At 46.5% G+C, this 16899-nt stretch carries 10 protein-coding genes; 7 read left to right on the plus strand and 3 right to left on the minus strand.

The annotated features are described in order from the left end of the window. Positions 1-41 precede the first annotated feature (41 nt). The 4 genes from lpxB to tilS all read left to right on the plus strand — a co-directional run bounded on the left by lpxB (position 42) and on the right by tilS (position 6901). Positions 42-1193 (plus strand): lipid-A-disaccharide synthase, encoded by a 1152-nt coding sequence (gene lpxB, locus L1D44_RS11460; protein WP_239890739.1) that lies wholly within the window; start codon positions 42-44, stop codon positions 1191-1193. Next, positions 1193-1804 (plus strand): ribonuclease HII, encoded by a 612-nt coding sequence (gene rnhB, locus L1D44_RS11465; protein WP_239890741.1) that lies wholly within the window; start codon positions 1193-1195, stop codon positions 1802-1804. Before lpxB ends, rnhB begins: the two co-directional genes overlap by 1 nt. Before the next feature lie 149 nt (positions 1805-1953). Beyond that, positions 1954-5424: a DNA polymerase III subunit alpha gene (gene dnaE, locus L1D44_RS11470; protein ID WP_239890742.1), complete on the plus strand. Its 3471-nt coding sequence runs from the start codon at positions 1954-1956 to the stop codon at positions 5422-5424. 67 nt (positions 5425-5491) lie between these two features. Then, positions 5492-6901 carry a tRNA lysidine(34) synthetase TilS gene (gene tilS / locus L1D44_RS11475; protein ID WP_239890744.1) on the plus strand — a complete coding sequence of 470 codons (1410 nt, stop codon included), beginning with the start codon at positions 5492-5494 and terminating at the stop codon, positions 6899-6901. A 45-nt stretch (positions 6902-6946) separates the two neighbouring features. Here the strand turns inward: tilS and L1D44_RS11480 are convergent, their stop codons facing one another. Beyond that, positions 6947-7828, minus strand: coding sequence for a GGDEF domain-containing protein (locus L1D44_RS11480; RefSeq protein ID WP_239890747.1), 882 nt, complete (start codon positions 7826-7828; stop codon positions 6947-6949). 470 nt (positions 7829-8298) lie between these two features. On the opposite strand from L1D44_RS11480, the gene L1D44_RS11485 reads away from it, so the two are divergent. Together L1D44_RS11485 and L1D44_RS11490 are read left to right on the plus strand one after the other, a co-directional pair. After that, positions 8299-10248: a monovalent cation:proton antiporter family protein gene (locus L1D44_RS11485; RefSeq protein WP_239890749.1), complete on the plus strand. Its 1950-nt coding sequence runs from the start codon at positions 8299-8301 to the stop codon at positions 10246-10248. 106 nt (positions 10249-10354) lie between these two features. Continuing rightward, on the plus strand, positions 10355-11077 hold the full coding sequence (locus tag L1D44_RS11490; RefSeq protein WP_239890751.1) for an SGNH/GDSL hydrolase family protein: 723 nt from the start codon (positions 10355-10357) through the stop codon (positions 11075-11077). On the opposite strand, the gene L1D44_RS11495 is transcribed toward L1D44_RS11490, so the two are convergent. After that, positions 11070-12194: a patatin-like phospholipase family protein gene (locus tag L1D44_RS11495; RefSeq protein WP_239890753.1), complete on the minus strand. Its 1125-nt coding sequence runs from the start codon at positions 12192-12194 to the stop codon at positions 11070-11072. The genes L1D44_RS11490 and L1D44_RS11495 overlap by 8 nt on opposite strands. A gap of 350 nt (positions 12195-12544) precedes the next feature. Here L1D44_RS11495 and L1D44_RS11500 point away from each other — a divergent pair, with 350 nt between their 5' ends. Continuing rightward, entirely contained in the window at positions 12545-13207 is a 663-nt protein-coding gene (locus L1D44_RS11500; protein WP_239890755.1) for a response regulator transcription factor, read from the plus strand. A gap of 29 nt (positions 13208-13236) precedes the next feature. Here the strand turns inward: L1D44_RS11500 and L1D44_RS11505 are convergent, their stop codons facing one another. Continuing rightward, positions 13237-16707, minus strand: coding sequence for a PAS domain-containing hybrid sensor histidine kinase/response regulator (locus L1D44_RS11505; RefSeq protein WP_239890757.1), 3471 nt, complete (start codon positions 16705-16707; stop codon positions 13237-13239). Positions 16708-16899 lie beyond the last annotated feature (192 nt).

Raw genomic sequence — 16899 nt, forward strand, 5'->3', positions numbered from 1 at the left:
TTCTTTGTTTCCACCTCATCATCAATGACAGACGCCATTCTATGAGTTCAAACAATCCTCGTGTATTTGCAATGGTTGCCGGAGAGATCTCGGGTGACATCTTGGGTGCAGGCTTAATAAAAGCGCTGCAGACCCGATATCCAGACGCCAAATTTGTCGGTATAGGGGGGCCTCGCATGGAAGCCCTTGGTTTTGAGTCTATCTTCTCTTATGAAGAGTTGGCAGTGATGGGGATAGTCGAGGTCTTGTCCCGCCTTCCTAGATTGCTAAAAGTGCGCGCAACACTAATCGAGGAGTTGGTTAAGATAAACCCAGACTGTTTTATTGGTATCGATGCCCCAGACTTTAATATCGGCCTAGAGTTAAAACTTAAGAACCGTGGCATTAAAACCGTACATTACGTGAGCCCATCGGTGTGGGCATGGCGACCAAAGCGTATTTTCAAAATTGCTAAAGCAACCGACATGGTGTTGTCGCTGCTACCTTTTGAAAAGGCGTTTTACGATGAATACCAAGTGCCTTGTACCTTTGTCGGCCATACGCTTGCCGATGATATTCCATTGGATAGCCCTAAAACTGTTGCCAGAGAGCTACTCGGTCTAGACAAGGACGCCGAATATTTAGCGATACTCCCGGGGTCTCGTGGTGGTGAACTTAAGATGTTAGCTGAGCCATTTGTTAAAGCGGCGAGTCTTATCAAGCAGCGTTACCCAGATATTAAGTTTGTCACGCCACTGGTAAACCAGAAACGTCGTGAGCAATTTGAGCAGGCGTTACGTGAACATGCGCCGAACTTGGAAATTCATTTGGTCGAAGGGCAATCTCGCGAAGTGATGGCGGCTGCCGATTGCATCTTGTTAGCATCGGGCACGGCGACATTAGAGGCGATGCTCGTTAAGCGTCCTATGGTGGTGGCTTATCGCGTTAGTCCAATTACTTACCGCATCGCTAAAGGTATGATGCTCACTAAGCGCTACTCCTTGCCGAATCTACTCGCAGATGATGATATTGTCGAAGAGCTTATTCAGGCTGACTGTACGCCTGAAAAAATTGCCAAAGCGGTAAGTGTGCAGCTCGATAGCGATTTTAACCCTATGTATGAGCGCTTTATGCAGATGCATAAGACCCTACGTTGTGACGCCAGTGCGCGCGCGGCAGATGCAGTGATTAAGCTAGTAGAGGATAAAGTTTAATGGCGGTGATTAAAGGTATTACACCAGAGCAGGTGGCTCAAATTTGTGTCGGACATTACGCTGGTGTTGACGAGGTTGGTCGTGGTCCGTTAATCGGTAACGTCGTGACAGCTGCGGTCATTTTAGACCCGAACAATCCTATTGAAGGCTTGAACGACTCTAAGAAACTATCTGAGAAGAAGCGTGAGTTATTGTTTGAACAGATCCAGCAAAAGGCGCTGAGTGTCAGTGTCGGCTCGGCAACACCTGCAGAGATCGATGAGCTCAATATTTTACATGCGACTATGCTTGCCATGCAGCGCGCAGTTGCAGGACTGAGCATTAAACCTAGCAGCGTATTAGTCGATGGTAATCGTACACCGGACTTTGGCGTTGAGAGCCATGCAATCGTTAAAGGCGATGGGCTTATCGATGCCATCAGTGCGGCATCAATTATCGCAAAAGTTGTCCGTGATAGAGAGATGGACGCCCTTGCCGCGCAATATCCAGAGTATGGTTTTGAAAAGCATAAGGGTTACCCGACCAAGGCGCATTTTGAAGCGTTAGCTCAGCATGGCGTGTTGCCTGAACATCGTAAGAGTTTTAGGCCTGTACGAGAAGCAATGGAATAAATTTATAGTCTTTAGTGTTTTCCGCTGTTTGAAAAGTAATACATCTACCCCTAGGGTTAGCAGTTTAACTTGTTTGCTGCTGGCCCTTGTTTTACTCTGTAAGATTCATTATTTGTCTTCGTCTACCCAATATAAAGATACTCCAAATTATGTCTGATCCACGTTTTGTGCATTTGCGCGTCCACAGTGATTTTTCCATGTCAGATGGACTTTCTAAAGTTAAGCCTATTCTTGCTAAGGTGGCTGAACTTGAGATGCCTGCTGTGGCGTTAACCGATCAGACAAATATGTGTGGTTTGGTGAAGTTTTACGAGGCTTGTCATGGTAACGGCATTAAGCCGATTATTGGCACCGACTTTTGGGTAAAAGTGCCGGGTTTTGACGATTTTTGCTCAATTACTGCACTCGCCATGGACAACAAGGGCTACTCGAATCTGACTTTGCTGATCAGTGATGCCTACCTGCGCGGTAACATCAATGACAAGGCAGTGATCGATCAGGAGTGGTTAGCAAAATATAACGAAGGTTTAATTTTGCTCTCGGGCGGTAAAGATGGTGATGTCGGCCGTGCGCTACTAAAAGAAAACCAAGCTCAGGTTAGCTCATTAATTGAGTTCTATCAGACCCATTTCCCAGACAGATATTATTTAGAGTTGCTGCGTACAGGGCGCCCTGATGAGGAGCGTTATCTGCATATGGCCGTTGCCCTTGCAGAGCAAAAAGATCTACCTGTGGTCGCGACTAACCAGGTTGTATTTAATAAACCCGAGCAGTTTGAAGCGCACGAAATTCGTGTGGCAATTTACGATGGTTTTACCCTTGCCGATCCACGCAGACCCAAGAAATACAGTGACCAGCAGTATTTTAAGAGCAGTGAAGAGATGTGCGAGCTGTTTGAGGATATTCCCGAAGCGATTCAAAATAGTGTTGAGATTGCTAAGCGCTGTAACGTCACGGTACGACTGCACGAATACTTTCTACCAAACTTTCCAACCGGTGATTTGACCATTGAAGACTTCTTAGTCGATGTGTCAGAAAAGGGCCTAGAGGAGCGTTTGGAGTTTCTTTTCCCCGATCCCGAAGTTAGAGCTGAGCGCCGCCCTGAATACGATGAGCGTCTCGATGTGGAGCTTAAGGTGATTAACCAGATGGGCTTCCCCGGTTACTTCCTTATCGTGATGGAATTTATTCAATGGGGTAAAGACAACGATATCCCGATTGGTCCCGGCCGTGGTTCGGGCGCGGGTTCACTGGTGGCTTACGCCCTGAAGATTACCGATTTGGACCCACTGGAATACGACTTGCTGTTCGAGCGATTCTTGAACCCAGAACGTGTATCTATGCCCGACTTCGACGTTGACTTTTGTATGGATAGACGTGATGAAGTCATCGATCATGTTGCCGACCTATATGGCCGTGATGCGGTATCGCAGATCATCACCTTCGGTACCATGGCGGCGAAAGCGGTGATCCGCGATGTAGGCCGCGTTCAAGGCCACCCATATGGTTTCGTCGATCGTATTTCGAAAATGATCCCAGCAGAGCCCGGAATGACTTTAGCTAAGGCGTTTGAGGTCGAGCCTGGTCTACAAGAATCCTATGATGCCGATGAGGAAGTTAAAGATCTGATCGACATGTGTCGCATTCTAGAAGGTGTAACCCGTAACGCTGGTAAGCACGCCGGTGGTGTGGTTATCGCGCCAACTAAGATCACCGATTTCTCGCCAATTTATTGTGACGCAGAAGGTTTAAACCCAGTCACACAGTTTGATAAAAACGACGTGGAAACGGCGGGTCTAGTTAAGTTCGACTTCTTGGGTCTAAGAACGCTGACCATTATTGACTGGGCGCTGCAGATGGTGAATGCCGTCAAAGACAAGAATGGCGAAGAGCGGGTACGAATCGAGTCGATTTCATTGACCGATCCTAAGTGCTTTAAGTTACTGCAGCGCTATGAAACCACCGCGGTATTCCAGTTGGAATCTCGTGGTATGAAAGACTTGATTAAGCGTCTGCAGCCTGACTGCTTCGAAGATATGATCGCACTGGTGGCACTGTTTAGACCAGGCCCGCTACAGTCGGGCATGGTAGATAACTTTATCGAACGTAAGCATGGTCGAGAAGAGGTATCGTATCCAGACTCACAATATCAGCACGAATCGCTAAAAGAGCTACTGTCGCCGACCTATGGCATTATTCTCTATCAAGAGCAGGTAATGCAGATTGCTCAGGTACTCGCTGGCTATACCTTGGGCGGCGCGGACATGCTTCGTCGTGCTATGGGTAAGAAAAAGCCAGAAGAGATGGCTAAGCAGCGCGGCACCTTTAAAGAGGGGGCGATTGCAAACGGCGTCGATGGCGAGTTGGCGATGAAGATCTTCGACTTGGTAGAAAAATTCGCAGGTTACGGTTTTAACAAATCTCACTCTGCCGCTTACGCCTTGGTATCTTATCAGACGCTTTGGCTTAAGACCCATTATCCCGCGCAGTTTATGGCGGCGGTAATGTCGGCGGATATGGATAACACAGATAAGATCGTCACCTTAGTGGATGAATGTGAGCGCATGGGTCTACCTTTGTTGCCGCCTGATGTGAACAAAGGCCTGTTTAGGTTTACCGTGGATGACGAACTCAATATCGTTTATGGCATCGGTGCGGTAAAAGGCGTGGGTGAAGGTCCTGTCGACTCTATTTTAGAGGCGCGTAAAGATGGGCCGTTTAAAGACCTATTTGATTTCTGTGCCCGCGTCGATTTGAAAAAGCTTAACCGCCGCGTTATTGAAAAGCTAATCTGCGCGGGGGCGTTGGATAATTTAGGGCCACACCGTGCAGCTATGATGGCGACTCTGCCTGAAGCGATCCGCGCCGCAGACCAGCATGCTAAGGCCGAAGCGATCGGTCAGCACGATATGTTTGGCCTGCTCAATAGTGAGCCAGAAGACAGTAAGCAGCAGTTTGTCGATTGTACCCCTTGGCCGGATAAAGTCTGGCTAGAAGGGGAGCGTGACACCTTAGGTCTGTACTTGACTGGTCACCCGATCAATCAGTATCTCAAAGAGCTTAAGCACTACACATCTGGTCGCTTGAAAGACGTGCATCCAACGGATCGCGGCAAGACCATGAAGGCTGCCGGCCTTGTGGTTGCAACACGAGTGATGATGACTAAACGTGGTGCCAAGATGGGCTTAGTGACGCTTGACGATAAGAGTGCGCGCCTCGAGGTGATGCTATTTACTGAAGCCTTCGAGAAGTTTAATCACCTGCTTGAGAAAGACCGTATTCTTATTATCGAGGGCGAGGTGAGCTTCGATGACTTCTCCGGTGGAAACCGTATGACCGCTCGCAATATCATCGATATGGGGGAGGCTCGCAGCCATTTTGCTCATGCGGTAGAGATCGACCTTCAGTCAGAGAAAGTTAACCCGCAGTGGCTAAGTGAGTTTCAAACTGCGGTCGAACCTTGGAAGGCGGGCGCCGTACCTGTACTGATTAACTACGCTCAGCCTCAGTCTCAGGCTCAATTTACCCTAGGTGATGAGTGGCGGGTTAATCCAACCGATGAACTGATGTTGGCATTAGAGTCGTTAACCGGATCGGGCAAGGTTAGAATCGTTTTTTAAGACCAAACACTTGCTAACTGAAATAGTTTTTAAGATGCGCATTTTTTTAAGGTAAACAGTTTCTAGAATGAATATCGTCGCCTCGATTTTGCAGTGTATTAAACAGCTGCCTCAGCGCCCTTCGGAGGCTGAGGTCGCGGCTAATCAAGCTTGTCTAAAAAAGCGCAAGCTGGTGCTGGCTTATAGTGGCGGTGTCGATTCGGAAATACTCGCTCATGGCCTTTCTCTATTTGCCAAGGCACACTCAGAGTATGAATGTTTACTGGTCCATGTACATCACGGGCTAAGCGATAATGCCGATAAGTGGGCCAAGCACTGTTTATCTCAGGCCGATGCTTATGGACTGAACTGCGCCATTAAGCGAGTCGAAGTTAAGCTCGCGCCGCGAGTGAGTGTTGAGGCTGAGGCGCGAAGTGTACGTTATCAAGCATTGCTATCAGAGCTCGAACAAGACGACCTGCTCATGACCGCGCATCATCAGGATGATCAGCTGGAGACGGTTTTGCTGGCACTCAAACGTGGACTCGGCCCCAAAGGTTTGTCAGCCATGGGGAAGGTGCAGCGTTTTAATCAGCAAAACTGGATTATTCGGCCGCTACTCGATTACAGCAAGGCTGAAATCGAAGTTTATGCCAGACAGCACAATATCAGCCACATTGAAGATGAGAGTAACTTCGATAATAAATACGACAGAAACTTTTTACGTTTAGAGGTGATTCCAAAGCTGAAACAGCGCTGGGGGGCGATTGCAGCAACGGCGAGTCGTAGCGCCGAGTTATGTGCGTTGCAGCAGTCGGTTATCGATGAAGAGATAGCCATTCGATTACCTGAACTGCAACGTCAAAACGCAAGGCTATGGACACTCGATTTAGAGAAGCTAGCCAGCCACTCTAAGGCTTGGCAGTCATTGTTACTGCGCGGTCATATGGAGGCTCTAGGGTTTGCGCCACCCTCTAAGGTACAAGGTGAGCAGATCTTGGCGCAGCTATTAGAGGCTAAAGCCGATGCAAGTGTTGAAATTCGTCTAACAGATGTGGTTATCAGACGTTTTAAGCGAGAAGGTTACTTTTTATCGCCGGACTCGGCTCAGTATAAAGCTAACAAGGGTTATTCTGAGATAGATGTTGATAATATCGAAGCGTTATTGAATGGTGATGTTACCCTGCCAACAGGAGAGATGCTATCTGCACAAGTCCTTCAAACGGGGGCTCGCTTGAGGCTTCCAGTAGCGTCTGAGCAGATCTCTATTGTTTTTGCTCTGCCTGGTAGTACAAGGTGTCAGCCTCACAACCGTAGCAAGGGGCGTGAGCTTAAGAAGTTGTGGCAAGAGTTGGAGTTAGCCCCTTGGGAGCGAGGAGAGGTACCACTACTGTGCTATAACGGTAAGCTTGTAGCCGCCGTAGGTTACTGGATTGAGAAGTCCTTTCTGGCGAGCGATGGAGCCTTGGGGCTGAGTCTAAACTTGCGCCAGAGCTAAGCGAACACGCTAACTTATATCGAGACGTTAGCAATAGACTCATACTTAGGCGGCACAGATCCGGTAGCACTGCCGTCCTGCCGCCTTTGCTTCATATAAAGCGTGATCAGCTCGTTGATACAGGCTCTGCTCGGTATCTTTTTCCTGCCATTGAGTGACCCCCATACTCGTACTGACTTGATACCTTTCTAAGTAGTGGTGGTTACTAAGTGCATTTAGGATCCGCTGGCATAAAACTTGTGCCGCTTTCGCATCGGCTTGAACCAACAGAGTAAACTCATCCCCGCCAATTCTAAATGCTTGGTCAGTATCTCTTATGGTGGCGTTGAGCATATCTGAAAACTCAATTAAGGCACTGTCACCTAACTGATGACCATAGTCGTCATTGAGTTGTTTGAAGTTATCCAGATCTAATGCCACAAGAGAAAAGCTGCTATGGTTTCGCTCTGCGCGCGCAATTTCTTTTCTAACCGATTGTAGGTAGTAATGGCGATTGCCGAGCTTAGTTAGTGCATCGTACATTGCCTGCTGTGACATCTCTTGATACTGAATAGCGTTAATTAGCGGCTGCAGTACTAGCTCTTTAAGCTGGTTTAACATCAAGGTTTGTGACGGCACTAAAGCGGCTTTTAGATTATAGTTAATCGTAACTTGGTGGCCTGCAAAGGTTAGCTTCTGTTCGAAGGCGTAGCCATATGGTTTACCCCAATGAAACTGATATTGTTTATAACTTAGGCGCACACCATAGAGCGGCAAGTGTTGTCCCATTATCTGGCCGAAGCAGGCAAATACCGTCCGAGGATCTAAGTGTTGGTGCAGTTGCTGGATTATATTGACCAGATCTATCTCCAACGGCATCGACATTGCTATATTTGTAGTCTGGCGATATTGAATAGGGCTGGACTCCGTTGCTAGGCCAAATTCCATTGGTGTGTACTCCAGTGTTGTCGTTACAGCTTTAATGTGACTAAGCTATTGAGTTAGCAAAAATCGTGCCTGTATTGCGTTGCGCATTAGGTTCATCGTGAAACAAGACCGAGTTTATAGACTAATTGATTAGGCTTCTTGCTTTTATCTATCGTTATCGCTCAGCAATCTATCATCATAAAACGACTTGATTAACTACTGAGGTGTTGATGGTTTTATATAATATTATAAGTCTCTTACCTTGTTTTCAGCCTTGACTCAATCCCATGAGTCCGCGTTCATTTTGCATTATCTATTAGGTTAACTGTACCGGACTTGTACAGCATTGAGATGGAAAGGGAAGTGGTGTGGTAGGAATAATCATTTGTCTTTATTTGTCATTCAGTTAATCTCTAGTTAAACGAATGAAAACAGGCTGTCGGTATTTTGACGAGTATCGATAAGCTTAAGCTAAGGAGTAGACCGTAGGTATGGAACACAGCTTTCTCATTCAAATATTGCTGATGTTGGTTATTGCTATTGTGTCAATTGCCATATTGAGGCGCGCCGGGTTGCCAGCGATTTTGGCTTATCTGGTGACGGGAGTGATAAGCGGTCCAAGCGGTTTTTATTGGTTTACCCAGCATCAGATGCAGTCTGTTGCTGAACTCGGTGTAGTGTTATTGATGTTTAGTCTAGGGCTTGAGTTTTCATTGCCTAGGCTCTGGGCTATGCGGCGTACAGTATTCGGTTTAGGTTGCGCTCAAGTGGTTGTGACCACAGTTTTGAGTATGGGCATCGCTTTGCTATGTAACCTTAGTGTGACTGAGTCTGTTGTGGTTGGTTCGGCGATTGCGCTTTCCTCTACTGCAATCGTGCTAAAACTGCTTAATGAGCAGGGTTGGCTCAGGCGTCGACACGGCGAGCTGTCTGTCAGTGTGCTGTTATTTCAAGATATTGCAGTTGTTCCTTTATTGATTTTAATGCCTATTTTGGCAAGTGATGGCGAAGCTCTGATGTGGAGTGACGTGGTTTTTGGCTTGCTAAAAGGGGGACTCGCCTTTGTTGCCTTGATGGCTTTTGGTAAGTGGGCTCTGCCAAAGTTGTTCGATGAAGTCGCTCGCTCACGCTCTAATGAATTGTTTGTCTTGTCTACCTTAGTGGTCGCCTTAGTCACAGGCGCTATCACCCAATGGCTGGGATTATCGATGGCATTGGGCGCCTTTATGGCGGGGATGCTACTGGGAGAGAGCCAATATCGACGTCAGCTTGAGGCTGATATCCGTCCATTTCGTGATCTATTAATGGGTCTGTTCTTCATCTCTATTGGTATGCTGCTGGACTTTCAGTTAGTCGCTCAGTATTGGTGGCAGATCATCCTTATTCTCATTGCCGTAATCCTAGGCAAGTCACTGGTAATTTTTTCCTTACTTAAGTTTGCTAAAGAGTCATTTCGCACATCGGTGGCTACGGCTCTAAGCTTGGCGCAGGTGGGGGAATTTAGCTTTGTGGTGTTGGCACTTGCGGTAAATTATCAGCTGCTAGATGCCAAGATAAGTACCATCTTGGTGATGGTTGCAGTGTTATCTATGGCGCTCGCACCTTGGTTGGTGCGTCATAGTGTGGATATCGCCAGAATGCTACAGGGCTTAAAACCTAAGGCTGAGACTAGCGAGCCACTCAATGTGCAGATAGACAGCAAGAGCGATCTAGTGTTGATCTTAGGCTATGGTCGTGTCGGTCAAACCATCGCACGATTTATGAAAACAGAGGCTATTCCCTATCTAGTACTCGATCTTGATCCCAAAAGAGTCTCTGAGGCGAGAGCCGCAGGTGAGCCAGTGTATTTTGGCGATGTCTGTAAGCGAAGTATTCTTAAGCAGGCAAAAGTACGAGATGCAAAACTTATCGTGCTGACTTTTAGTAGTGAACGAATACTCGAAGAGGTCTTGCCCCTATGTAGGCAGCTCGCTCCCGAAGCTAAAATTCTAGTCCGTACCCGTGATGATTCTGGAATGGAGGAGCTTGAACAGGCTGGCGCCAGTCAGGTGATCCCAGAAACGCTCGAAGGCAGCCTGATGTTGGTGTCGCAGGTCTTGTATCAATGTGGCGTGCCCTTAGCACGTATTTTAAAGCGGCTCGAATCAGAGCGGCGTAACCATTATCAATATTTACACGGCTTCTTTTCGGGAGAAGAAACCGACTTTACCTTGGAGTTACTGCATGCGGTAGCTCTACCCAAGGGCGCTAATGCGGTGGGGTTGACCTTGTCTCAGATCCCTTGGGAAAAACTACGGGTCGAGTTAAGGGCGGTCAGGCGAGCCGGCGCAGAGGTGGAAAATCCCGAGCTCGATTGGCAGATAAAACCGGGAGATATTCTCATCTTGCTGGGTAAACCAAGACGAATAGAGAAGGCTGAGATCTTCCTGCTGCAAGGCTAATGTAGTCGTGTTGCAATGGCAGTTTAGGGCTATAGTTTAAGGTTAAAGTTGAAGCAATCGTTTAGGGTTATTGATGAGCCACCGTTAATCCAAAAGGAGCGAATGAGTGCATTACCTTATTTTTATCCTGATAGCGCCTTTGCTGTTTCTACAGGGCAAAAGAGTCAAATACAGTACACCTAAATTGCCAGAGGCGGCCGGTCCTAGAGTTGGGCGCATAGGTGAAGGCTCCGAGTTATCACTATTAGTATTTGGTGACTCGGCAGCGGCGGGAGTCGGTGTCGAAGATCAGCAACAAGCCTTGATAGGAGTGGTGACTCAGGCACTCGCTCATGAGTATCGAGTCCAGTGGCGACTCTTGGCGCAGTCCGGATACAACACGGCTCAGGCAATAAGAATGTTGCAGACAGAGATGGCTTCACAGTCAAGCCTTAGCTTCGACGTCGTGGTGGTCTCTCTTGGGGTCAACGACGTGTTGAGCCCACTATCGGCAAAGAGATGGATTGAGCAGCAAAAGGCGCTTGTTGAGTTGTTAATTGCTGAGCTGGGTTGTCAGACATTAGTGCTGACCCGCGTGCCACCTATGGGCGACTTTCCGGTACTTCCACAACCTCTGCGCTGGTTCTTAGGCCGTCGCAGTCAAGAGTTTAATCGGCATTTAGAGCATTTTTCGAAACAGGAACAGAGGTTTACTCTACTAGACTTTGGTCACCAGCTTGATGCTGAGGCGATGGCGATAGATGGATTTCACCCGGGAGAACTCATCTATCGAGATTGGGGAGAAAGCGCCGCTAAAGTCGTTTTATTGAATAAGCCCAAGGTTAACTAATATTGAAAAAATGCTTTATCTCATCTATTTGGCACATGGCATCTTCATAGCCTAGCTCGATCAATGCGCTGCAATAACCTTGCTCAAACAGTAAGTAAGAGATGATACTCGACTCCGAATGTTCGTTAATCCCTAATACTTTCATCATAGTTTTGATGGCGAAGGGCATATCTTGAAAGTAGCGTGAAGCCATGGCGCTAAGATCTTCGCTGGGCTTAATCACTAAGGTTTCAATATTTTTTAGTGCTAATTTCTGCTTACTTTCCTCAGGGATTAACGAGAGGGTATTGTTGATCCGCTCAAGCCTTTCCAGATCGCTATTGAGGGTATCAGAGAAGATGGTATCGAGCAGGTGACCCGCAATAGTGGCGGTTTTAGGATGATGTTCAAGCTCTTTGGGTTGAATTTTATGGGGGCTTTCAAGGTTAATTACCATGATCTTTTCGGCCCCTAAATGAATAGGACTGCTTAGTGGTGCCAGTTGATGCACCGAGCCATCACCATAGTACTCCTGATTTAATCGAATAGAGGGAAATACCATAGGAATAGCTGAGCTTGCCAATAGATGGTCGGTATTGAGCCGAGTACGTATGCCGTGTCGTCTATCTCTCTGCCAATTGTCGAGATGGGCATTGGCCTGAAAAAAGGTGACCGAGCGTGAGTTGTTATAGCAAGAGGTATCGAGACTGACAGCTTCGAGGGCGCCGCTAGTAATATTACGATCGATACGCTCGAAGCTGATTAATTCACTGAGTAATTTTCTTAGGGGGTCACTGTTAAATAGGCTGCCTGCACTGCTAGAGGCGCCATCGCTCTGTAGGCCTTTTAAGGCCATCTTACTTAAGTGATTTAGCACGCCAGGAATCGATGCGCGATAGACTTTACGGGCGTGAATGTTGCGCCATACCCACTCAAGTTTTCGAACCCCTAAGTGAAAGCAAGACGCATGGGTCGCAATAGAGGTGGCGTTAATTGCACCAGCAGAAGTACCACAGACGATCCTAAAGGGGATGCCGTGGTTGCGTGGATAAAATTGGACTATCGCCTTGAGCACACCAATCTGGTAAGCAGCCCTTGCGCCACCACCACCCAGTACTAACGCCGTTTTATTTGGCAATTCGACGCTCCTTATCGTTTGAAATTTAAAACTAATTCTAAACAAACTGCTTAAATTTAGAATATGTGAGTCCGAGTTTATGTACAAGCTCTATAGGTGAATTTAAGCTTGGTGAAATGTATTCAGCTCGGCGCTAGCACTCTCTCTAGCAAAAGTATTTAAAGATATATCTAGTTAATAAGTCTATGTTTCATTGGCTTAACAAGTAGGGGATAGCTGAAATACTTACTCTAAGTTGTTGTAATAAAAGTTATAGTCATGGTTTTGTAGTCTGTTGGTAATAATTGGGGCGAGTTGATAATAATAAGCAATGGGGTAGACTGAAAAAATGGACTGATGAGGGATCGAACATGTTACAGCCACTAAAAATAATAATAGCTGATGACCATCCACTATTTAGGCAGGCGCTGGTCAATATTTTAACCGTACACTTCGACGGTGTTAGTTTATATGAAGCAGAGACGGTTGCTGAATTAGATGGAATCCTCAAGGTGCACCCTGATGCCGATCTATTGTTACTCGATCTGAATATTCCCAAGGCCCATGGGTTTAATACCTTAGTTAATATCCGAAACTGTCATGCACAGATGGGAGTTGTGGTGATCTCTGGTCAGGAAGATAAGAACACGATAGGTAAAAGTATGTCATTTGGGGCTATGGGCTTTATTCCCAAGTCCACCTCTGCTGATAACATGGTTAAGGCTATTTCAGCGGTATTGTCTGGCCGACAGTGGCTGCCATCAGGTTGTGGTAGTATTGAGGCGATTGAAGCCGATAGCATGACAAGTAAAATCGTTAGCCTATCACCTAGGCAGCATCGAATTTTAATGATGTTTGCAGATGGTTTATTGAATAAGCAAATTGCATATGAGTTGGGGTTATCAGAGGCCACTATTAAAGCTCATGCCAGTGCGATCTTCTTAAAGCTAGGTGTGCACACACGCACCCAAGCGGTTATAGCTATGAATCAATTGCAACTGGATAAGCACTCACTCGACACCGCTTTAGGCTAACTTTGGCGCCAATAATCATTAAATAGTTATTAGATAGTCGGTGGCGCCGCGTAATTTTTGCGTAGGCTTCTTGCGAGTGTGGCACTCATCACCGCCCTGAGGGCAATGGGTTTGATTATTTTACGTAAGTATCCATAGCCCATCTCTTTGGCTCGCAATACAACGGCTTCATCAATCGTTGCTGTGATCAAGATAGCCGGCAGCGGTAAGTCTGATTCAGCTTGTAATTGTTGCATCAAGTTTAGGCCGTTTTGGTTATCTTCTAGCTGATAGTCCATCAGTACTATATCAATGTGGGCTGCATGCTGACTAAATAGAGTCTTGGCTTGCTGGGCCGATGTCGCTTGATACACATGGCACTTCCAACTTTGCAATAATTCAACCATGCCCGCCAATACGTTGGGGTCATTGTCAACGCACAGCACATGTACGCCGCTTAAGGTGAGAATATCCACAGGAGTTTTACTAGTGGTGATCTGGTGAGGCTGCACCGTATCTAGCTGCAGACTAAAGATACTCCCCTGACCTAGGTTCGATGACAGTGTAAGACGATGGGAGAGGATATGTGCCAGTCCTTGGGCTATGTTCAAGCCAAGACCTAAGCCGTTTACGCCTTCATGTCCCGAATGTTGTAGCCTAGTAAATTGCTCAAAAATGACGGCTTGTTTATCCGTTGGTATTCCCGGGCCATCATCAACCACCTGAATGGATAGCTTGTCCTCCTGACGTCGGTAGCCAAGTAATATGGTGCCATCGCCAGCATAGCGAAAGGCATTGCTAATTAAGTTTTGTAAGATCCGCCTTAATAGGGTTTTATCACTGCGAACCCACATTTTTGTAGTAATATGGCGGAATTTAACCTGTGAGCTTTGGGCTATCGCACCGAATTCATCAACTAAAGAGTCAATAAGCTCCTGTAAGGCAAATTCGGTAATCTCAGGTACAACTGTCCCGCTTTCAATACGCGAAACTTCATTTAAGTCCAGTAGCAACTCGTTAGCAACTTGAAGTGAATTATCGATATAGCCTATTTGCTGTTGTTGCTTAACCGTTAGTTGAGAGTCCTGTACAAAAGCTGAAGAAAACAGGCGGGCAGCAGATAGCGGTTGCAGTAGATCATGGCTACAGGCTTTCAAATATTGACTCTTTTTCTGATGAGCTTGTTCGATTTTATTTAGGGCATCGGCGAGCTCTTGATTCGACTTCTCCAGATCTAAATTGGCTTGCTCAAGCTTTTTAGTTCGCTCAAATACGCGCGCCTCTAAGTCGAGATTTTTTTCCTTGAGTAATTTTTCGGCTTCACGATACATGGTGATGTCAGAAAAGATCATCACAAACCCTCCATCAGGAATTGGATTACCTTCAATGCGTATCGTTTTACCGTCAGGTTGTATGCGCTCAGTGCTGTGGCGACTACCTTGGCGTAGATAGTTGAGCCGGCGTTCAACTTGTTGCTGTAAATCATGTTGAAACCTATGGCTATGGCTAAGGTTATATTCGATAAGCTGGCTAACTGGGCTGCCGATATACACCAGCTCTTCTGGGTAGTTGAACAGATTTAGGTAATGCTGGTTCCAAGCCACGAGATTGAGTTCTTTATCAATCACAGAGATCCCTTCGCTGGCATTCTCAATGGCACTGTGGAGCACTGAACGACTGAACTCCGTTCTGTGGCTTGAGGCCTGCTCCACTAGTTGAGCGACATCTTCAATGGCGATATCGCGGCCATTTAATGCACAGGAGATAACCAGTCGCGCAGAGGCTGAGCCCATCACACTTGCGAGCATATTCTCGGTGTAAAAAATCAGTGCTTGATTGTAACTGGCTTTATCGGTAACAGGTTGGACTTGATTGCTGAAAAAACCATGAAAACCTTGGGCAGCTTTGTCTTTTCCTACGAATCTTGCAGCTAATAACTCTAGTTCCGTTGGGTTAATTTGACGGGAGATATTGGGTTGTAGTTTGTCGAGATCTGGTCGCTCGATAAAATGAGCAATCTGCATCTGTTCGTGAACACTTTGGCGGGTAAACGATGAGAGCAGCCAGATCATTGTGATATTCACAAATAGGCCGAGCAAGGTTGCCATAGTCGTCATCGAGTATTCACTGCCCGCAAAGGGATGAGAATAAAGTCCGAGCTGAGGTAGTAAATTTAGGCAAAACCAGAGTGAAAACCCACTTATGATGCCACTGAGTACGCCAACCAAGGTCACTCTGCGCCACAAAAATGCTGCAAATAGGGCTGGGCCTATTTGTGCTATGGCACCGAAGGCAACCTCACCCAGAGAGGCGAGTGTATCCGGAGGAGCCACTAAGAACATGCCGTAGCTGAGAAAGATCACCACTAAGATAAGTGCTTTACGGATATTAAGCAGATGAGAGCGGAACTTATGAAAATTAGTGCTCTGAATATTCGTGACTTTAAAGAGGGTAGGAAATACTACTTCATTACTAAGCATAGTACTCAGGGCGATAGTGGAGATGATCACCATAGAGCTGGCTGCTGAAATAGCCCCTAAAAAACTGAATAGCCCTAACCATGCATCGCCACTGAAGGCGGGTAAAAATAACACGTAGGCATCGCTCTGCATCGAGTCGCCATAGAGTATGTTGCCCGCTTGCCCCAATGGGGTGGCAAAAAATGCAAAGACAAGAATGTAAAGGGGGAAGGTCCAGCGACTCCAAATCGCGTGTTTCTGCTCTTTTAGTTCGACAATGAGCACTTGAAACTGTCTAGGCAGACACAAAAAAGCCGATGTGACGATAAATAGCAAACCAAACATCGACACCATATTGGGATAGTTAAATGAGGTTGAGGTGTCGGACATTTCGCTGGATTGACGCCAGATCTCCATTGGCGAGTCGAATAAAAAGAAAGACACGAATACACCAATGGTTAGGTAGGCAACTAATTTTACGAAGGACTCAAAGGCGATGGCGAGCATCATACCTGGGTGGCGCTCCGTGACATCGATAGCACGTACACCAAAAATAATGGTAAATCCCGCGAGGATAAAACTTACCACTAATCCTAACTGCCACGAAGACAATAAGTGGTCTTGCCGCAATATCTCATAGGAGTTAACGATAGCTTTTAGCTGCAGGGCTATATAGGGCAAGGTACCAAATAGCGCAACGAAGGTTACCACCATTGCTAGCTGTTGTGATTTGCCAAATCGAGCGGCAAGGAGGTCGGCAATGGAGGTGATATTCAGCTTTAAGCATACGCGTATGATGCGTTGAATAAATGGCCAAGCAAAAATAAATAGCAGAACCGGTGCGATATAAACCGGCAGGTAGGAAAAGGAGTTATCTGCCGCCTGTCCCGCCGTCCCTAAAAATCCCCATGAGGTACAGTACACCCCTAAAGAGAGCGAATAGATAATGGTATGCTGCTGTTTAAAAAGTTTTTCTCGGTATTTGTCACCTAAGAATGCCATTAGAAACAGCAAACCAATATAGCTGATACTAATGGTGACCAGTAACCAGTTGGGAAACATCTTGTTAGGCCTTGTCTATGTAAGCTCTTAAGGCTTACTTAATTGTTATAAAAATTAACATATCACGTTTTATCCTCGCGAAGTGAGTAATTCACACCGACTTAAGTATTAGGCTGTCAGTATTAATACTGCTGGATTAATACTGCTGGATTAATACTGCTGGATTAATACCTATTCCCAATTGAGGCAACT

Source organism: Shewanella sp. Isolate13 (assembly GCF_022398325.1).
Lineage (GTDB): Bacteria > Pseudomonadota > Gammaproteobacteria > Enterobacterales > Shewanellaceae > Shewanella.